This window comes from Photobacterium galatheae (assembly GCF_000695255.1).
Classification (GTDB): Bacteria; Pseudomonadota; Gammaproteobacteria; order Enterobacterales; family Vibrionaceae; genus Photobacterium; species Photobacterium galatheae.
Map to the genome: position 1 here is coordinate 90,317 of NZ_JMIB01000038.1, position 20,501 is coordinate 110,817.

At 48.2% G+C, this 20,501-nt stretch carries 11 protein-coding genes; 6 read left to right on the forward strand and 5 right to left on the reverse strand.

From position 1 onward, the window contains the following. The first annotated feature begins 410 nt into the window (after window positions 1-410). Together EA58_RS18230 and EA58_RS18235 are read left to right on the forward strand one after the other, a co-directional pair. On the forward strand, window positions 411-2,060 hold the full coding sequence (locus tag EA58_RS18230; RefSeq protein WP_161781078.1) for a methyl-accepting chemotaxis protein: 1,650 nt from the start codon (window positions 411-413) through the stop codon (window positions 2,058-2,060). 423 nt (window positions 2,061-2,483) lie between these two features. Then, window positions 2,484-3,947 carry a BCCT family transporter gene (locus EA58_RS18235; RefSeq protein ID WP_051642205.1) on the forward strand — a complete coding sequence of 488 codons (1,464 nt, stop codon included), beginning with the start codon at window positions 2,484-2,486 and terminating at the stop codon, window positions 3,945-3,947. Window positions 3,948-4,003: 56 nt separating this feature from the next. Here EA58_RS18235 and EA58_RS18240 read toward each other — a convergent pair whose 3' ends face one another. After that, window positions 4,004-5,137: a right-handed parallel beta-helix repeat-containing protein gene (locus tag EA58_RS18240; RefSeq protein WP_152548108.1), complete on the reverse strand. Its 1,134-nt coding sequence runs from the start codon at window positions 5,135-5,137 to the stop codon at window positions 4,004-4,006. A gap of 324 nt (window positions 5,138-5,461) precedes the next feature. Here EA58_RS18240 and EA58_RS18245 point away from each other — a divergent pair, with 324 nt between their 5' ends. Next, window positions 5,462-7,081 (forward strand): methyl-accepting chemotaxis protein, encoded by a 1,620-nt coding sequence (locus EA58_RS18245; RefSeq protein WP_036756191.1) that lies wholly within the window; start codon window positions 5,462-5,464, stop codon window positions 7,079-7,081. Between the two features lie 152 nt (window positions 7,082-7,233). Here EA58_RS18245 and EA58_RS18250 read toward each other — a convergent pair whose 3' ends face one another. Both EA58_RS18250 and EA58_RS18255 read right to left on the reverse strand, forming a co-directional pair. Continuing rightward, window positions 7,234-7,902: an alanyl-tRNA editing protein gene (locus EA58_RS18250; protein ID WP_036756194.1), complete on the reverse strand. Its 669-nt coding sequence runs from the start codon at window positions 7,900-7,902 to the stop codon at window positions 7,234-7,236. Between the two features lie 137 nt (window positions 7,903-8,039). Next, window positions 8,040-8,501 carry a DoxX family protein gene (locus EA58_RS18255; RefSeq protein ID WP_036756196.1) on the reverse strand — a complete coding sequence of 154 codons (462 nt, stop codon included), beginning with the start codon at window positions 8,499-8,501 and terminating at the stop codon, window positions 8,040-8,042. Between the two features lie 654 nt (window positions 8,502-9,155). On the opposite strand from EA58_RS18255, the gene EA58_RS18265 reads away from it, so the two are divergent. From EA58_RS18265 to EA58_RS18275, 3 genes are all read left to right on the forward strand, one after another. Beyond that, the gene (locus EA58_RS18265) at window positions 9,156-9,617 is read left to right on the forward strand and encodes a hypothetical protein (RefSeq protein WP_036756202.1); all 462 of its coding nucleotides are present in this window, start codon (window positions 9,156-9,158) and stop codon (window positions 9,615-9,617) included. 129 nt (window positions 9,618-9,746) lie between these two features. Next, window positions 9,747-10,175, forward strand: a complete 429-nt coding sequence (locus EA58_RS18270) for a DUF6174 domain-containing protein (protein ID WP_152548109.1) — start codon at window positions 9,747-9,749, stop codon at window positions 10,173-10,175. Between the two features lie 131 nt (window positions 10,176-10,306). After that, complete coding sequence (locus EA58_RS18275; protein ID WP_036756207.1) at window positions 10,307-10,999, forward strand: hypothetical protein; 693 nt, start codon at window positions 10,307-10,309, stop codon at window positions 10,997-10,999. 580 nt (window positions 11,000-11,579) lie between these two features. On the opposite strand, the gene EA58_RS18280 is transcribed toward EA58_RS18275, so the two are convergent. Next, the gene (locus tag EA58_RS18280; protein WP_036756209.1) at window positions 11,580-12,164 is read right to left on the reverse strand and encodes a hypothetical protein; all 585 of its coding nucleotides are present in this window, start codon (window positions 12,162-12,164) and stop codon (window positions 11,580-11,582) included. Further along, window positions 12,161-20,482 (reverse strand): two-partner secretion domain-containing protein, encoded by an 8,322-nt coding sequence (locus EA58_RS18285; RefSeq protein WP_051642208.1) that lies wholly within the window; start codon window positions 20,480-20,482, stop codon window positions 12,161-12,163. The genes EA58_RS18280 and EA58_RS18285 overlap by 4 nt, the downstream gene beginning before the upstream one ends. Window positions 20,483-20,501 lie beyond the last annotated feature (19 nt).

Below are 20,501 nucleotides of genomic sequence, written 5' to 3' on the forward strand. Positions count from 1 at the left end.
GATAAAAGTAAAAATATACAACCTGTCATTTCGACAGAAATACCAGTCACTCTGAAAGATCAGCCTGTAACCTTCACAGCACAGGATTTAAAAATCACAAAAAATGAACAATGAAAGCGGGGTGGATTTTATAAACAGGAAAAATAATTCATTCTATTGATACCGATAATTTAATTTTTTAATCTCACCCTCATTTGTTCTGATTTGAAAACTCATGTTGTATGCATCTTTGTCCCTTACAGGACTTATCCCTGAAATCTCAGACAAAAAATGGACAACAATGGCACACCTGACCGTTTGTGTTCAAGCGAGCTGTGAGCCGTCTACGTTTTTACCAACAATGATCATGGACAAAAGACGAAAATTGATACCCTATGTTCACTGTATTTGTGCCGGCACTCAGATCCCATATGAAAAATAACATTTTTACCAAACTACTCTTTGTTCCTTTTACACTGTGTCTATTGATGCTGGCCCTTTTCTGGAATCAAATGTCAGGGAATCAAGAAACACTCAAAGCGATGAATTCAATTTATCTTGATCGCGTGATTCCGCTTGAACAACTCAAAACTATTTCAGATGCGTTTGCCATTGACATTGTGGATGCATTCAATAAATGGAATATCGGTCAGCTTTCTCAGGCAGAACTGGAATCTTCTGTCACGAAAGCAAAAGACACGGTGACAAAGACCTGGGCACAATATCGTTCTGCATCATTAACACCAGAAGAACAAACCATCAGTGCCTCACTTTCCGACGAATTCGAAGATGTCAGCCAAGCGCTGGACGTCTTCATTGAAATTGCCGGACACCAGCCCGGTAATGGCGATCCCATTGTTGAGGAAATTTACAGCCGCATTGATCCACTGGCCTCATATATTGATCAATTAATTCGTATCCAGCTGACAACATCTGAGACCGTGTACCGTGACCGCCAAACACAATACGACACCGACATTCTGGAATCCATTGCCTTACTGATTGCAGCCTGTGTCATCGGTTTCGTGTTCTCATTTTGGATTATTCGCAAAGAATTACGAGTGTTGCCTGACATTACCCGGACCATTCAGAACATGTCCGCCGGTGACTTTTCTCCCTTTCAGCTCGCCAAAGCCAATAACGAGCTTGATCATATTTCCGGTGCTTTACAGACACTTCAGAAAAGCATTGTCGCCATCATTCAGTCTTCGGAAAACATCATGAACCAGCTTTCTGTCAACCAGACCCAGATTTCGACTGTCATTCACCAGAACTCAGAGAACGCTGAACGTGAATTAGCCGAAGTAGAACAAGTCGCGGCCGCAGCTTCCGAGCTATCTGTCACGGCTTCAGAAGTGGCTCAAAATGCACAGGCCGCAGAATCTGCTGCAACAGTCGCCAATCAGGTGATTGAGGCCAGTCACGGCACACTGCAACGGTCCGATATCATCGCCACACAGGTGGGTGAATCCATGAGCGAAGCTGTCGTCATGATCAACGAACTCAGAATGCACTCAGAAAAAATCAGCTCTGTTGTTGATGTCATTAATCTTATTTCCGAACAGACAAACCTGCTGGCACTGAATGCCGCTATCGAAGCGGCCCGTGCAGGGAATGTGGGACGAGGCTTTGCCGTTGTGGCCGATGAAGTGCGTGCACTGGCCGCGAAGACACAGCAATCAACCGTCGATATTCAGCAGATTGTCAGCCAGCTTCAGGAACAGTCCAAACGGACCGATGATCACATGCAACAAAATACGGCGCTGATTGCTGAATCTCAGCATATCACGCACGATTTATCCGCAGCGTTCAAAAATATAACGGATCAGGTCACGCAGATTTCTGACATCAACACCCTGGTCTCCACAGCTTCTGAAGAACAGTCGTCGGTCACAAAAGACATTTCAGAACGTCTGGAAGCCATCAATCAGATTGTTCAGAAAAACACGGACAATGCGAATCAGACAACACACGCCAGTCATGATATTTCGACCCTCACTCAAAGCCTGAAAGAAGAAATGATGTTCTTTCAGGTAGCACCTCAGTCCAAACCGACGCTTCAGGCCAAAACGATCATTTGATTTTTCTGTCGGTGAGCCGAAGAAGCCGTCTGTTTAAACGATCAAATCAAGCAATCCAATCAAGCAATCCAATCAAACAGGCAAAACTGATATGCGACCATCAAATGCGCTTTCAGGTCTGGCACTGATTTGTGCCAGACCTGTTTTTCATAACACCTTCGAAATTCCATGAAAGCGCCATTTCCACCCGTCTGATTCAAAAGCGAACACAGCCACAGTCTACGCCCGCGATGACCGGCGTACGGAACCGATCCTTAAGATGGTTCAAATCAGAATATCCCCATCTTTTTTTTGAAAATGAGGGCTATTTAAAAACTTTTCCGCTCATCCAATCCTTGTCCTTGCAATGCCGATCACCATGGTTTCTCATGGCCCGTAAACGAAAGCAAACCGAAGCTAACCCGTGCTGCAACAGAGCAAATTATGCGATTAATAACCACCCACTCCCAGCGCCTCATGCTGGTGTCAGCGTTCATTGCTGGCTTATTCATCCTCTTTCCTGCCGTCAGTGTTTATCAGCTTGCTGCATTGACACAGTTCGTGATTGAACAATCGGGAAATCAAGTGATCCAGTTCTCTACACTGGCCTTGCTGATTTGCGTCGGCATTTCATTCAGCCCTATCGGTAAGAAGCGATTAGGGAATGAGCCTCCTGAATTCAGCTTTCTTTCCTGGCTCGTCATGTTGTTTACAACAGGCATGGGTTCTGGATTGATCTTTTGGGGCATTGCTGAGCCGGTCTTTCATTTGTCCAACCCACCGCTTTCCGTCCCGGGAATCAATGAGAAAGATACCGCACTGGCTTTGACCTATTTTCACTGGGGCGTACATGCCTGGAGCCTGTATGCGCTGGCTGGTTTAGTCATGGCCTGGGTCGCCTATGAAAAGCAGCGGCCGATGCGAGTCAGTGCGTCATTCACTGGTGCGCATCAACCCAAATGGCTGACGCTTGTTGATCTGATTGCAGTTCTCGCCATTCTGTTTGGCATCGCAGGCGTGCTGGCCAATACCATGGCCTTAGTTGAACAAGGCGTTCGTCAGGTATTTCAGCTGGAAGGGGATCTCACCGGATTTCGCCTCGTCATGACGGCCGTCATTGGCGTGCTATTTACTGCATCCAGTGTTTTGGGCCTCAAAAAAGGGATTCAGCGTTTAAGCAGCCTGAATGTCTGGCTCATGCTGGCGCTGTTTGCTTTTGTGTTTCTCAATATCGATCAAACCGCTGTGTTGACCCGCATGTTCAGCTCAGTGACGGCTTACGTCCAACTCCTGCCGGATGTGTCTTGGGGCATGATTCAGGGCAGTGAGCCATGGAGCCAGGGCTGGACGGTGATTTATCTGGTCTGGTGGATTGCCTGGACACCCTTTGTCGGCCCGTTTATTGCGAGAATCAGCCGCGGCAGAACTATCCGACAGTTCCTGCTTTGCACCATCATGATTCCAACGCTGGCTTCTATCCTCTGGTTTTCCGGTTTTGCCGGGGCCGTGTTCGATAGCCCCAACCTGCCAGACGTCATTCAGGCCGTGAATCAGGACTATACTGCAGGACTGTTTCTCTTCTTCGCTCAATTGCCCTGGAGCAATGTGTTATCCATCGGTGCTTTGCTGCTTCTGCTGACCTTTGTCATTTCCAGTTCAGACTCGGCCATTTTCGCAGCCGGCATGATGACAGACGATACAAGAACCAGCAGTAAAGTAAGCTGGTCTTTGATCGTGGTGACCATGAGCATGGCACTGGTGATTTTCAACGATGTCGATCTCAATAAACAGGTGGCGATCGCCGGAGCGATCCCCTTTACTTTTGTGCTGATCGCACAGGGCATTGCGGTCATTGCCGGTCATTGCAAACGCGCATCCCGCCCGGCAGCGACAATCAATGAAAACTGAATGTTTCGATGCAAAGCTAACCCTTCGGGGTTAGCTTTAGGTTGCGTTCATCCGGCTTAAAAAGTCAGACCGACGCCCTGGCACAACACGGGCACGGTTTGTCCAGCCACAGACATCACGCACACATGCTCACTTTCACGCTTAAATGAGAATGCCTGAGAAAACTGATTCTTTTTTCTCAGCGTTTCTGCATCCGGTATCGACCCCGCGACACCATCGACGGTTGGCTGGCCATTTTGGATTACAAAATCAGACTGAAAGATATTCCCGGAGACCTCAATCGGCCCTTCGCTCGGAATGGCACGAATCATAACGGAAGAACGGTTTGACGTCCCAAAATCACCGTAGTTAAACCAGTTGTTGTAAACCTTCACATAGCTTCCGCCATAGCCATCTTTCTCATGCATATCGAACTGATGGTATGCGGCTTTTCCCCCGCCTTGCATCACCAGATTATAGGAAGCGGTATACCCCTCACCCAATGCACCTGATCCCGCAATCGCATGCCGGTTATGGTCGAAAATATTGCATTGAATGTCGGCGGTTGTATCCCCGTTTTGCACCACAACGCCATAGCCCAGTTCAGTTTTTATATTGTGGTGAATATAGTTATGACTGACTGTGGCTTTTGTCGAACGCTTCAAAGAAACCCCGGCCCACGGCCAGCCAAAAATTTCATTGTTATCCACCCTAATCCCGACCGAGTCATTTTGCGTCTGCATGCCAATTGTGGATTTCGTGGTCTGACTGACCCGAACCGGCCCTTCAACGATCAGACCGGATATCCGCGAATAGCTTGATAAGCGGATCACCGGGTAGCTGTCTTCCGTCGGATTCGGATTTGCCGCGACCCGTAACTTGCCCGGATCATCTGAAATGCCCCGCTCCCCAAACAACGTTTGATGCTCCCCCAGCGCAAGGGCAGCCTGCTGATTAGGGATTTCAATCGTCACGCCATTTGGCACCTTGATGTATGAATACCCGCTCTCGATGGCACTGACCAGGGCAGCATAATTTGACACTTCAATCAGGCGATTGCTGTCTGTCGGGAGCACCGGGGTCGCATTCACACCCAGAGTTCCACAATCAAAAACCGAGTGCTCGTTCTCTGAAGCCGTTTCAGATTCATCGGAACAGGCCATCACTGTCAAAAGGAGTACCGGGAGCGTGATTCGCTGGCTTACTTTCATGGAAATTTTTTCCTTTGATACTTCAGGATCGTCAATCATGGATGGATAAAACGACGGTCTTCATCCGCTTCTTAAAACCGTTAAAAAAGGTTTACAGTTTACCTTCATGTTATTTCGGTAAATCATGCCCGCGTCAACCTCTGCCAGCGGATAAGCAACTCAAGGAATAAAACAATTTCACTTTTTTGACAACTGCTGAAATAACCAACACGAGTGTGACATTCACTCGTAATCATGACGAAATGTAATACAAAAAATATGATTAGCGCCGATATCTGTACACACTCATGACTTTATACTTTCACGGTATTATTCTGATTTCATATGAAACGAAAAATTTTCACCAAGCTACTTGTGGTTCCATCAACCCTTTGTTTCTTTATGTTTCTGATTTTCTGGAATCAGATGTCTGGAAACCAAGGCACACTTCAGGCAATGAATTCGATCTATCTTGATCGCGTCATTCCATTACAACAATTGAAAAAAATATCAGATGCGTTTGCGATAGATATCGTGGATGCATTCAACAAATGGAATATTGGTGACATTTCTCAGCCCATGCTGGCGTCTTCCGTTCTGAAAGCCAAAGAGAACGTTGCAGACACTTGGATGCAGTATTCTTCCACCACATTAACCGCAGAAGAAAAAGTCATCGCCAATCAACTGTCTGGAGAAATTCAGGCCATTAAACAAGAACTGATGACCCTGTTACAGGACACTCAGAATCACCCTGACACAGCCGATCAAATCGTTCAGAAAGTTTACGCGTTAATTGATCCCATCTCGATGCATATTGACGGATTAATACGCATCCAGTTATCGACATCACAAAAGATTTATCAGGCCAGTCAAGCGCAATATGAATCAGATATTCAAATTGCAATTTTCCTTTTTATTCTCGCCTGCATTCTTGGGTTTATGATTTCGTTTTGGATTATCCGAAAAGAATTAAGAGTACTGCCTGAAATTACCAAAGCCATTCAAAAAATGTCTGATGGTGATTTTTCTCCAAATCAAATTTCGACAGCAAATAATGAGCTGGATTTTATTACAGCATCCCTTCAGACCTTACAACGCAGTATTGTCACTATTATTCAAGCCTCAGATAATATTTTAGGGCAACTGACGGCAAACCAGTCACAAATTTCCGAGGTGATTCATGGCAACTCGGTAAACGCACAGCGTGAACTCTCTGAGGTCGAACAAGTCGCGGCAGCAGCTACCGAACTGTCATCTACGGCTTCAGATGTCGCACAAAACGCGCAGTTAGCTGACAGTGCTACCGGAACCGCCATCACGATCATTGCGGATAGCACCAGCACGCTCCAGCGTTCGGATCACATTGCCGAGCGTGTCGGCAGCACCATTACGGAATCAGCCACGATCATTAATGAACTCAAGCTCCATTCGGATAACATCAGTTCAGTCGTTGAGGTCATTAACAGCATTTCGGATCAGACGAACCTGCTAGCCCTGAATGCGGCCATTGAAGCAGCCCGGGCCGGAGATCAAGGTCGCGGTTTTGCCGTTGTTGCAGAAGAAGTGCGGGCGCTGGCAGCAAAAACACAACAATCGACCATTCATATTCAACAGATTATCAGTCAGCTTCAGGAACAATCGAAGCGAGCAGACGATCACATGAAGCTGAATACAGAATTGGTTGCGGAATCTCAGGCCAATACTCAGGCGTTATCCCATGCCTTTCAGGCAATTTCAGAGCAAGTTTCACAAATTTCAGATATCAACACTCTGGTTGCAACCGCATCGGAAGAACAGTCGTCTGTCACCAAAGATATATCCCAGCGGCTGGAAGCGATTAGCCAAATCGTGCAGCAAAATACCAGCAATGCCAATCAAACCATGCTGGCCAATGATGAAATTTTAGCGCTGACACAACATCTCAAAAAAGAAATGTCCTTTTTTAAAGTCGTTCAACATCCTTAATCTCCCGGCTTTGTCCTGAACACGATCATAGGCAGGTTCAGGGCAAAGCCGTCTTCTCACCGTTGCACCGGCATACATCACACGCCGTTAGCACTTCGATTTGATCGCCTGAATGCACCCAGTGTCGGCCTGGTTGCACCCTGCTCCGCTTTTCAGCCCGGCTGACTTTCCGGTGATGACTCAAAGGTGTACTTCACAATCAATTTATTTTTTTTCACTTTCGTCGTGACCCGCACCTGACCATTCACTTCACTCAGCGATGTCAGGTGTGTGCCACCACACGGCCAGGGAGGCAATTCACCAAACCCGACCCAACGTAATCCTTTTTCGTCAGTAACGGTGTTTGCTGTCAGCCCCTGAGCAATCAGGTCAGACAACCTCACTTCAATGTCAGCCGCTTCTACATCGGAACAGCTCGCTTCCGGTGTGAACTCAATCCGGCATTCATCCGGCCAGTGATGCGCTTTCACGGGTTTCCATCCGTATTCCTGACCGAGGTTTCCAATCACATGACCGACACTATGAAGCACCGCATGTCGCTGCCGCATGGCCTGATTCACATGCATCTTGACGGCTCCGGGAGCAAGCGGCACATCCAGCCAATGCAAAATGACCCCATCGACTTCTTTCACTTGCAACACAGTTGCCCGTTTACCCTCAGCATTTTCCAGCTCACCTGAATCACTGGGCTGACCGCCCCCTTGTGGATGAAACAAGGTGGCATCCAGCACTGCGATATATCCGGTTTCATCCGCTTCGCACCGGATTAATTGCGCGACACCAGTCAGCTCAGACGTTGCCATATACAAGCGTTCTGTCATTGATAACTCCCTTATCATTCTCTGAATGATGAACCAGCTTAATACAAAGCATGTCACCATAAAATCCATCATGAATTCAAAAGACTTTTGAGTTCAATGCACAAGTGAGAAAGACATTTCTAGTCATTCCCAGTCATTCAAGGAAGCACCGGACGTTTCACACAGAAATGATATGTCCAGAAAATCAGGAGCAGTTGCAGCGGTGCCCGAATCAGCAAGTACACGGGACCCCACTGATGTCCGCCAAGTCCGACACTGTGCCATGCGGCATAAATATTGGCAGTGAAAAAGCATAGGAAAGTGGCAATGGCAATCTGACCTGCGACCTGCCGGTAAGCCGAAATAAAAATCCCGGCTGCGATCATCACTTCAAACACCCCAGTGAGATAAACAATCGCATATCGTGAAGGCAGCCAGGGCGGCAACATCTCAACCATGCCCTCAGTCGCGACAAAATGCCCGAGCGCAAAAAAGAGAAAAGCCAGGCCCAGACCATAACTGGCAAAACGATCGCGCATCTCAATGCCTCGCTTTCCAGCGAAGTAAGACAAAAGTAACGGGCTGCAAAGCAGCATTAAAATCACCAAAGGGGTCGTCATAGAAGCAATCCTCGAATTTCAACGTGAACAATTGGGTGGCGGACCTACCGTGAAGAATGATGATTCCAATTGCGCCTCAGCCTCCGCTTTACCAGACACATTAAGGCGCTGAAAAAAGGGAATAAAGGCTGAAACGTTGAGTCCGGACTAATTATCGATAGTTCTGGACGAACCATCGATCTTTTCGAATTCCAGCGCAGAGACACTGAAATTGCGCTGTCGTTTTTGGACGTTCTCTCGATATTGTTTCGGTGTCGTCTGGTGAATAAACTGTCTGAGTGGGTCGGAATATTGCATCACATCCTGTGTTCGCTGAATCATTTCAAGTTTTGCATCATAAACACTCAGTCCGTACAAAGAAAGAACGCACCTTCACAGAACTTTGAAGTCACCAATGCGGCGGCAATCCCCAGAACTTGCCCCAAAGCACAGATATGCAATCAAAATCACACCAAAAGATGAAACCAGTGTCCTATCTGATTATCATCGGCTCTACAAAAAAGACTTCCCCTTCAGTCACTTCATTGTGAAGGGCGGTAGCGTGCCTGTAACAGGCTGACTGAGCCAAACCGTGGTGCTGCCACCTATCACGTTTTAGACGTGGACATACTGTTATTGAACAACATTTCAACACGTCACAAAGGAAATTCAAGCATGAGCAACGATCGACACTCTCCATCATCAAGTACCGCGATGAATGAAAAAAAATACAAGCCTTCAGTCATCAGAATTGTAAGTTACATTCATATGTTTTTATGTATTGTATTGAATGTAATCATCGTAACATCACTTATGTCAAAGTCCTCTCCATCTGAATTAGCGTATTATGTTTATATGACTTTAGGACTATTCGCTATTTCTAGAGTGTTATCACCACATAAATCTTTTTTAAAAGTCATTAAAGGAAAAGAATATAATTTTAAAAAAGTGATCAAAAACAATATTGGAACTGCAGTTTCGATATTTCTTTTATTAGCTTACAGCTACTTTAAGCAAAAAGAGGGTGAAGACTATTATCTCGTATTGACCTTAATTTTATCTGGACCTTATCTGCTAAATGCTTATGCAGTGTACAGAATGCAGAAGTGTCTTGAGAACAGGCTGACCGAAAGTTGATTCACTGACAGAAGACGATATTTCTATTTACCGCCAGTTTTCCACTGGCGATTGTTCACGAATTGGCTGAAAAGACGCTCATACAGTTTGCGTATGATATTCATGAATCTCATGTATAAGGTGATTAATTTGAAAAAGGAATTTATTTTCTCACTCAGTCTATTACTGTCAGGATGTAATTCATCCATTTCAACTGAAGATAAAGGGGAGATTTATCAAAAAAAATGGCTCGATAAAAACATTCAATCCTATAGTTTTAACTATAAAGAAACAGGATTTACACCGATTGCAGGTGACAAATGGGAAATTCAAGTTGCTGATGGTAAGGTAATTTATGTCAATTATGTTGGTTCAGGAAACCCTGATCCTTCGCTGAATCAAGACTCAGCACCAACAATTGATCTGTTATTTAAAAGAATAATTGATTGTGAGGATAAATCTTCCTGCAAAGTCACTTTAGTGGAATTCGACCAGATTAACTTTCACCCGGTTCAATATCATGCGTCGTATGGCGTCGAAGGAGAAGGATTCCAAGTGTCTCATTTTATAGTCCAATAAACTTTGCCATTTTTTCATGCTGTACCTGTATAAATTTTGAGAGCAAGTTCACCAAATATGGCATAACCTAATGAGGACGCTCATGTCATTCGGTAGGCTTCTTCTATCAAATGATAGGTTAGTGAACGAAAATGAGAAAATTTGCACTCTTATTTTATTTAGTATTTGGAACAAGCGCTTTTGCAAATGATGCATTGAAAACAGCGAAGTCTCTTACTGAGTTGGTTCCCGCGGGCTATGTTGTTGTGAACCAAATGCAAGGGGACTTGAACAAAGACAACCAAGATGATTTTGTCTTGCTCATCAAGGGAACGGATAAAAGTTATATCATTCAGGATGAGTACCGTGGTGCATTAGATCGCAACCGTCGCGGAATTATTATCGCCAGAAAAAACAATGATCAATACGAGCTTATGCTGAAAAACCTTCATTGTTTTTCTTCCGAAAATGAAGATGGTGGCGTTTACTTTCCTCCCGAAATGAATATAAGCATCAACAAGGGAAATCTATACTTTCATTATATGCATGGAAGATATGGACATTGGACTTACACATTTCGTTCTCAAAACTCTGATTTCGAACTCATTGGCTTTGATTCGAGTGTAAACCGTGGTCCCATCGTTGAACGAGCTGTCAGCGTGAATTTCATGACAAGAAAAATGCTAGTAAAAGAAAACATGAATCGCGATGAGGAAGCTGAAGAGGACGTTTTTAAAGAAACCTGGAAAAAATTCTCTTTGGCGAAACGGATAAAACTGTCCGAGGTAGATGACTTTGATAATTTGAAAATTGATAAATTAATCAATATATCCGATTCACGATAATATTGAAGCTTAATAAAATGGCCATGTGAAAAATAGTGAATAAACACAGAGTCACCTTAATCGTTATTTAAATTGATGCTGAGCCCATTCCTCATTATTTAAAGCAATGCTGTTTTGCTGAATCAGGACAGCATTGTTGCCAATATGACGGTTGATATCTCCGTCTCTGACCGTGACCAGTCCGCTGCTGTTCTTCGTGAAATCGAGACCATTTAACAGACCCGCGCTGGACGTCAGCCCCCGGACATCTCCTGACGGTAGTCTGTGTTGTTCAAGTCGCGGAAAGTCAGGCTGCCGGTAGCCAGCGCCAGATGACCGAGGTCGTTGCCGTTTTCGTCGACGGTGGCAACCAAGGCCCCGGTGACGTCGGTGTTCCCGGCGACGTTGATGTCCGCCGTATCGCCAGAGGTTAAGGTCGTAGGCTGAGGTTAGGTGTTCTTGAGGTATGTGGAGGAATTGGCGGTCAAAAAGCCGCCACTAAAGTGCCTGTCTTTGCAACTATCATGTATCTGAATAACTTTACCCTAACATATATCGACCCAATCAGTTTCCAAGAGAATAATTACTGACATATGACATTTTATATGTTCTTAAACTTCCAAAAATCTTTCCTTTGATGAATCCAGTACTTTTGATCATCCGGGATTAATGATAAGAAATCACCACAACTCCCTGACCAACTTTCATATATCGTATCCTCATGATTTCTTCCCCAATCCATGTGCATAAATAGCTTTCTATCAAAATTAATATAAAAAAGTGGAAGTAAGCATACTATTTTTTGAGAAAGTAAAAAATCCTCTTTAGATAATTCATCTCCATAGACAAGATAGTTTTCAACCTTTTTGCAGAGAGCATAATCTAACACTACTTCATTATTGAATATATCCACAGAAAAATTTCGAACATGATCCAAGTCAACATAGTTCATGAAATTTTCAGAATTCAACTTTAAAATACCATTTCTAAAATCCCTACATGCCTTGTCATACTGTTCTTTTGTTATATATCCTTTATTTAAATATGCCTGATATTCTTTTTCCCCATCCAAGCAAATATTATATTTCTTATCTATCAGCCAATAGCACTCCCGATTATTAACAAAAAAACAAACTGCGCTTTCCCCATTCCATAAATCTTCTATTAAATCATCACTAAATATCATTTAACATACTCCTTTATAAATTCATCTTGCGTTAACACTCGTGCGTTTGATGAATTTTTCTCTAACAACTCATCCCAAATTTTTGGCAGCTCAAGAGCTGTACCTGGTTGATTAGGATCTACAATTTTAGGTGCATTCGGATCACGAGGTACACCTGGTATCGGCCTTTGAGGGATAGCGCTATCCATTATATTTTTATGCAAGCTTGCATCTACTTCAAACACAACAACTGAGCCATCAGGTCGTTTATTAGTCAAATAATAAAAAGCATGATCTGCGTTTCCAACGCTAACACAAAGTTGACCACTACATCCTTGGTTAATCTTAATACTTCCATCGTTGTTTACCATAATTCTGTGCTGACTCGTTCTTGTACCAGCACCACCACCTTCAACACGAAAGTAGGTCTCAGTAGCAATATTTTTAGCTACGCTTGTATCATCAACTGAATTGAAATCATCAACATCCTGCTTCGCCAGCACACTTTCTGGCTCAGATTCAGATGTGGGTTCAGATGGTTTCTGCTGTTTCTCCGTTGTCGTACCCAAGTGGGTCGCAGGTTTATCTGCATCAACGGGTTTCTGTCCAAACTCAAGTTTTTGCTGATGCTTCTGAGATGAAGATGGCTTCTTTACTTTTCCACTTCTCGCTTCGATAACAGTCGCCAGGGCGCCACCTGCGGCTGTTATTCCGGTAATATATGCTCCAGCTTGGTCATAAGTTAACCCAGTGATCTCCATCAAACGGACCCGAGTATCATGGTCTCGGTAATTGAGAACTAATTGCTCTGCATCCTCTAACTGATACGGCTTAGAGTCCTGAAACAGCCCTTCGGTAACAACCCATTGAACCGCTGGATAGGTACGTCCTTGCTCTAGGGATTTTTCACTGTAATTTGCCAGAACGGTCTGAGCATCCTGATAGTTCGCTCCTTCCTTTTCCAGCGATTTGTAATACTCATAATTTTCTGTGCCATAGACGAATTGCCTTGAACATTTCGTCATCGCACACGCCGCACTCAAAAGTTCATGTTGCTTGTCCGGATCATCCCCAGCCAGCTTCTTCAAAACAGATTGCTCTGTCTCATTCGGCAAACGAAAATCCATCTCGCCACTTTGCCTGTCAGACTCAAAGTGACTCTGGTTTTGTTCAATCAGCGCACTGCCTTTCGTGCCGGTTTGGGTATTCCAGCCGCCAAACTCGCCCTTGTTTGCATTGCCGTAGTTGAAGCTCAGGTAATCTTGGGTCGCTTCTCCCATCACCTCGGCATATTGTTCGCGGTTGTCATCGTAGGTTTCACCTTCTCCCTGATGGCCGCGCTGGGCATCGATGTGGTGCTGGGTTTCATGACCAACCGTGTTTACCACATCTTCAAGGCGGGTATGTTCGCGGTCGTCGATATAAAACGTCCCGTTGGCATAAGCGCCTTTCCCTCTGTCACCATCAAAGGTGTCAACCACAGCCAGCAGGGCTTGTGCCGGAGGAATGCCCAGCTCTGCCGACACATAACCCGACAGCGCAGCATAAGCGGCCTGCTTTTGTTCCGGTGTCGCATGGCTGTCATTCAGGACTGCTACCAGAGCCTCATTCTTCGGCTCCGTCACAAAATTCTTGGTCGCCGTGAAGAATTTCTGCTTGTTGTCCTGATGCGCAAAGAAATTCTCGACACCCTTGGCTGCATCACCCAGCAGACCAATACTTTCGTTCTGTACTGTATCCACGACAGCATCTGCAAAGATGCCATTCCGCTTCACATCCTCCTGAATCTCTTTCCGGCCATCTTCCGTCAGCAGACGGTGGTCAAGGGTGACATCCACGTTACCTTGCTGGCGGTCGACATCGAACAGATCCCGGCTGGTGCTTTGGGTATCGCGGTTCAGGGCAGTGAGATCGCTGTCGTCTGCAATGCTGATTTCGCCCAGCCCCAGCGTTGCGAGCGTCTTGTCTTTGCTGTAAGACGAGGTGTTTTTGTATTGCAGGCGGGTGCTGTTCTTCGTGAAATCGAGACCACCTAACAGACCCGCGCTGGACGTCAGCCCTCCGGACATGTCCTGACGGTAGTCTGTGTTGTTCAAGTCGCGGAAAGTCAGGCTGCCGGTAGCCAGCGCCAGATGACCGAGGTCGTTGCCGTTTTCATCGACGGTGGCAACCAAGGCCCCGGTGACGTCGGTGTTTCCGGCGACTTTGATATCTGCTGTGCCGCCGGAGGTTAAGGTCGTCAGCAGCGTGTCTGAGGTGACTGAACGGCCCTTACTGGCGTTCAGGCCGCCATTCGCCCCGGTCGCGTTTCCTCCCCCATTCAGGCTGACACCACCGCTGATCCCCGAGCCCTGATTGCTGGTGCTGTGGCGGTTCTGCACCGAGGCTACGTTGAGGTCGCCGCCGATATCCAGATTCAGCGCTTTTTCAGCCTCAACATGGGCGCCCTTGATGTTGGTGTCACCACGGGAATGGACCGTGATGGTGCTGCCCACAACGCCACTGTTAACGTAAGTGGTCGACTGACTGCGCTGCTCCGACAGGTTCAGGCTGGCATTGAGACTGCCGCCGGTGTTGCTGCCGTGGACCGTCATCGATGCGCCGATAGTGCCGCTTTCAGTGGAAGACTGACCGGATTGGGTTTGCTGCGCAGCAACCACATTCACGGTGCCGCCATCCAAGACCACTTCTTCTTTGGCCTTGAGCACACTGCCCTGCACCAGAACCTGCTGATCGGTCTGCGTGCCGGATTTCACAACAATATTTTGACCCGAGAGCGACGAACCGCTTGCGGTCGTGCCGGTACTTTGACTGTCGGTCTGCGCGACCGACATATCCAGATGGAGACCGGCATCAAAACCCAGCGTACTGGTACTCTGCGCAGCCGCAGCACCTTGCTTGATCAGTAAGGTGGTTTTCGAAGCAAGATCCGCCGTCGCAAGCGTGATGCTGGCGAGATAGAATGCTTCATCGTTTTTCACCTCTTTGATGATGCCTTTCAGCTCATCAACATCGGCAGCATCCACGCCCGGCTCATGGTTTGCCAGTGCCTGCGCCAGCGATGACAGGGTGTCTTCAAGGCTGTCCAGCTGCTTCTTGTATTGACGGTAATCCCGATTGGCCTGTTTGAGCTTGTCGGCAGACTCTTTCAACGCAATCGCGGCTTTGCCGGTTTCAACAGACTGATGCTGCACCACAAAGCTCAGCTCACCATTGCCTTTTGTATTCGATGACTGTGTGGTTTGTGTGTCGGTGACTTCCCGGATCAGAACATCGTTCGCAGCCGTCAGTTCGATGTTGCCGTGGCCGTCTTCATCGGCGTCGGCCAGCACATCAGAACCTTCAATCAGAATGTCCTCGGCAGCATTCATCAGCACCGTGCCTTTACCAATGATGGACGCACCGCGATGGGTGGTGGCATCGGTCTTGCTGTCCGATTTTTCGTACTCGGCTTTCGCCAGCGTCAGCCTGGCCTGACCGTCATCAAAACTCACCGACTCATACGGATTCACCACCGACTTCAGGGCATCTTTCACATCAACCGACAAAGACTCCGAAGACGACCAGGTGGTGTGCGTTTCTTCCGCCGCCAGCACGGCAACGCTGCCGGTATCGGCCGTGAAGCTGGCATCGGTTTCTGCGCTGACATCAGAGCCAATCACGGTCACACTGCCGCCTTTGACATTCACCGCTCCGCCCGACGTCAGCGCACTGCCTTTGGCGGTGTTGTGGATTTCGCCCTGACGCGCTGAATCCATCGCGAACAGATCACCGCCTCTGAAGGCACCGTACTCCTGCGCAAAAGTCTCGTGCTGTCGGCTTTCCTGCCCGGCGGCGATGATCACCTCATCCACCGCGGTGGCATTGAGATTGCCGCCCGCCTCAACCTCACTGGCGATCAGTTCAATGGTTTTACCCGAGGTGATGTCGATATTGTCGCTGCTCATCATGCCGCTGACATTGAGCAGCATTGCGGAATCCAAGTCGGATTTGTGTGAGCCAGAGAAACCGCCGAAGCCTTTTTTGATTTTCTCGTCACGACTGAAGGTGCGGTATTGCTGGGCGTACACGCCAACGCTGCCGTCGGCTGAAGCTTCAATGCCTTCACCGGCTTTGAAATTGGCACCAATCAGCGTGATATCGCTGTCGCCACCGGCCATCTGCACATCATCGTACTGCTGAGCCTTTACGATGATTTTGCCGCCAGCGGTCACATCAGCGCCGACAACCGTTTCAGTCAGCGACTCCTGAATCTTGGTCTCTTTGCGGCCAAAAGATTTCTTTCGGGTGGTCTCGTCATAGTGATATTCACTGTCATTCACCGCCTGGAAGGTCACATCACCTTTTGCCAGCGCGACCACATCGCCTTGCGTGGTGATCTGGCTGCCGGTGGCTGTGATGTCGTTGCCCGACTGAATGAAAACACCGTCGTTCGCCGCCATCTGTGTTCGCTGATGCTGTTTCAGATGACTGACTGATTTGCTGTTACCAGAGGTCTCGCTGCTGAAGCTTTCGTTGACCAGGGTATTCAGGGCAACGTCCCAGCCCGCGACCATCGCCAGTTTGCCCTTGGTTTCCATGTCGGATGCGGTGACCGAAATATTCTCACCGGCATCCACACTCAGATCGCCGCCGGAAGACATGCGGGATCCCAGCACGGCCACGTTCAGTTGTTCCTGATCGCGCGTTTTCATGTATTCGCGATCGGTTTCAGCGGTCAGAATGATGTCTTTTTCGGCTTTGAGGCTGAGGTCGCTTCCGGCAGAGACCTCCGCGGCTGTATTCAGAATCGAGCCGCCAGCATTCATCGTCACCTTGCCACGACCGCTGATCGTGGCGGTATCGCCGACACGGGTTCCGGTGTGCACCACACCGCTGGCATTCTCTGCCGTGGTCACAGTGCCGTCCTGCGTGATACTGATGTGCTCAACCTCAGTCCGGTTGATGATGTCGCCTTTTTGGGTGGTCAGGGCGATATTCTCTCCGGCAATCGAACCACTGACATTCTGGATATCATTCACGGCATCCAGCGCAATCTCACCGCCAGCCGTCATACTGCCGCCCAGATTACTGATGCTGTCGTCACTGACCAGATGCAGTTTGCCCTGACTGTCCATCTGGCCGCTGTTGACGATATTCCCGGCCTTGGCATACACCTCAGCACCGCTGATCAGCGCACCGCCATCCAGGTTGTCCTGCGTGACTTTCGACAGATACAGCTTGGGTGCCAGCACCTGCTGGCCTTTGACCTCAACCGGTTCCCACCAGACAATATCCTGCGTCAGTCCGGCGACCTGCTCTGGTGTAAGCGCCACTCCGGCTTGCAGATTCAGGCTGTGTTTCTGCTGACCTGCGTGATCCAGCAATTGCTGCATCTGCGCGAGATCCGTCCCGATATCGTCATGGAGATAACGCTTGCCCGTTTGTTCGAAAATGGCCGTGGTGATCGTGCGGGTATCGTAGAAGGCATCACCCAGCACCTTGAGATCTTTTTCCGGATTAAAACCGATACTGTCGAAGAAATAATCAGAACCCAGGAACTGATCCAGATTCGTCAGTGCCGGATTGGTCTCGATCAGGTAGTGGCTGTCGGGGCCATGGTTATACACGAACAGGCCATTCGGGCTGGTTGGCAATCTGAAATCTGGAAAAGCGACGCGACTACCAAGATCCAACGGACTGCCCGAAGCGGTTGTGTCAGTCAGTTGCTTCGACGGACGACCCGCATTGGATGAGCCGGTATTCGACTGAATATCAGAGTTGTTCAGCTTCTTTTTGACATTGAGAACGGTTTTACCACCGGATGAGATGGTGGACGAGACAGTGCCGACATTCGATGACGTGGTATTTTTACCGGTTAAACCATAGGTAAAACTTTTAATGCCATTGTGAGATTTTAATCTGTAAGTCGCTCTGGTGGTGTAAACACCGGTTTGATAGCCTTTGTTATCCAGCGTATCGGTCGTGAGGTTCAGGTTTTGATTCACCTGAATCAGACTGGCATCATTCTTTAACGTATTGGATGTCAGTGAAGCATGCCCACCAGCAACAATCTGTGAGGCTGCGGATTGATTACCAATAACAAGCTTCTCATTTTCAACAACGAAACTGTGCGAGTTGTAATTAACATATAAACTCGTCGAACAAGACTCACGATCACCATTCCGTCCTTCACGACATTCCGTTTCATATTTATAAGAAGGCGCATATTTAGAGTTCTTTCCGACCGTAAATTCATTCCGGTTATAGTGAGGGTCGAGCTGGACGCCTTCCCCGGACGCTCGCTGGATCTCCAGCACCTTCCTTTTATTGACGATATTCTCCGCCCTCATCTCCAGATCATCACCGGACTGAATCACGCCCGACAGATTCTGCACCGATTTCGATAAAGCACCGCTGGCATCGGCGGCCATCACCATTTTGCCCCCGGTCAGCACATTTCCTTCGGTATTGATCAGATCGCCTTTCACATAGAAATATCCGGTACCACCGGCATACAGCAGACCTGTGTTCGAGAGATTTCCGGCGACATTCAGCGTGGTGTCCTGCATGCCGAGTACCGCGCCCTGATTGGTGAACTGCGTCAGGGTCACCATCAGGTTCGTCAGGGCCTGCACCGTCCCCTGATTGTTCATTCCATTGGCATTGAGCGTGGTGGTATTGCCGGAAATCAGGCCGGAAGCGAAATTGGTAAAATTCCCGCCCGCAGACACCTCGGTATGGCCCTGTGCCACCAGCTTGCCCTTGTTGATGAGCTGATCACTGGCCGTGATCCGGATATCCTGAAGTGATGTCAGAACACCATCATTTGTCAGTGCATCCGCCTGGACCGTCATCGCTGCCTGCGCGGTCAGCTGGCTCTGATTGGTGATCTGACTCGCCTGAAGGGACAGTGAGTCCGCACTGACTTTGCCTGTCCCCGCAAGGGTCATTGACTGATCTGAAGCGATCTGCAAGCCTTGCTTCACCATAATCTGACCGCCATTGTTCAACTGTTCGGTGCCTGTGAATCCCGCCTGTTCGGCTGCAATCATGCTGCCGGCATCCAGCGTCATCTGACTAACACCGCTCTTGAACTGACCGGAGACCTGCACCGCGCTGTCCGACAGGGTGGCTTCAGTCGCCTGAATGCTGACCGTACCAGTGTTTGTCTCACTGCCGTCAGACGTCACGCCCGCGGTCAGGGTGCTTTGATTCAATGCCAGCGTATCGGCCTGAATCTCAATGTGCTGCGCGGTCGTTTCAGCCTGCGTCAGCGTCACCGCTTTCGCTTTGAACAAGGCACTTTCTCCGGCATTCACCAAGCCGTTCTGATGGAGCTGCTGACCGGCGGACGCCTGAAAACGAATTGCAGAATTTTCACTGTTGAGGTGCAGGCTGTCTGCGGCAGTGTATTCAATCTGCTCCCCGGCCTGTTGTGTCCCTGTGGTCGTGACCGACTGATTCGAGGTCACCTTGAGCGATTGCTGGCTGCGGACATCGCCTAAGGTGATCTGCCCGTCCGCAGAAAGCTGAATATCACCGACCGAACTGAACAGCTTGCCGGTATTGACGCCGACCCCCTGTTCCGTGGCCACCAGCGAAATCCGTCCGGCATACATACCGCCGAGCGCTGAAGAATCAATCGCCAGTGCAGGCTGATCCGGGCTGGTATGCGTGGCTGTGACTGAATTGGTCTGATATTCGATCTGGTTGGGTCCGGTGACGACAGCCAGATTGTTCGCATGAATTTCCGCATTGATTTTTGCGGTGCGGGACAGAATATCGAAATAGTCCTGACCCGTGGCATCCAGCCCCTGGCCGAGAATCGTCACATCCCCCTGCCGGATATCAAAACCGCTCAGCAGGCCGTTCTGAAATTGCGGCACCCCGGTGGTTAACGTCGCGCGTGATGTATTGATAAAACCACAGCCGTCACAGGTAATCCCGTATGGGTTGGCAACAATCACATTCGCCTGCTGCCCCAACACTTCGGTATAGCCATTGAGCTGGCTTCGGTTTGCGCCTGTCACTTCATTGAGAATCACCGACGCGGCCTGACCGTTCAGCTGGGGGTTACCGTGCAGATAACCGGCCAACTGAGACTGAGCAAGTTTTTCAGTCGCGTTATTGAGGATCAGCCCGGCCTTACCCACGTCGTACTGATCGAACTGGTTATGCGACAGGCCCTTCGCATTCGGGGCGGCAATATTCAGCACCGGCACACCATTCGCCGCTGAAGTCAGGGTGGCATTATTTGTGCGATTTGGATCCACCTTGATACCGGCCCACACCGGCTGTGTTGCCAGTAACCAGCATAAAACGTAAGTGAAGACTCGCTTAAATCCTTGATGATGCATGCAGACCTCAGACACGGGT

What these genes read in the sequence shown, in the direction of transcription:
- EA58_RS18285 (WP_051642208.1), bottom strand. Translation starts at nt 20,482, where the DNA reads ATGCATCATCAAGGATTTAAGCGAGTCTTCACTTACGTTTTATGCTGG.
- EA58_RS18250 (WP_036756194.1), bottom strand. Translation starts at nt 7,902, where the DNA reads ATGACAGAACGCTTGTATATGGCAACGTCTGAGCTGACTGGTGTCGCG.
- EA58_RS18275 (WP_036756207.1), top strand. Translation starts at nt 10,307, where the DNA reads ATGAGAAAATTTGCACTCTTATTTTATTTAGTATTTGGAACAAGCGCT.
- EA58_RS18240 (WP_152548108.1), bottom strand. Translation starts at nt 5,137, where the DNA reads ATGAAAGTAAGCCAGCGAATCACGCTCCCGGTACTCCTTTTGACAGTG.
- EA58_RS18255 (WP_036756196.1), bottom strand. Translation starts at nt 8,501, where the DNA reads ATGACGACCCCTTTGGTGATTTTAATGCTGCTTTGCAGCCCGTTACTT.
- EA58_RS18280 (WP_036756209.1), bottom strand. Translation starts at nt 12,164, where the DNA reads ATGATATTTAGTGATGATTTAATAGAAGATTTATGGAATGGGGAAAGC.
- EA58_RS18245 (WP_036756191.1), top strand. Translation starts at nt 5,462, where the DNA reads ATGAAACGAAAAATTTTCACCAAGCTACTTGTGGTTCCATCAACCCTT.
- EA58_RS18230 (WP_161781078.1), top strand. Translation starts at nt 411, where the DNA reads ATGAAAAATAACATTTTTACCAAACTACTCTTTGTTCCTTTTACACTG.
- EA58_RS18265 (WP_036756202.1), top strand. Translation starts at nt 9,156, where the DNA reads ATGAGCAACGATCGACACTCTCCATCATCAAGTACCGCGATGAATGAA.
- EA58_RS18235 (WP_051642205.1), top strand. Translation starts at nt 2,484, where the DNA reads ATGCGATTAATAACCACCCACTCCCAGCGCCTCATGCTGGTGTCAGCG.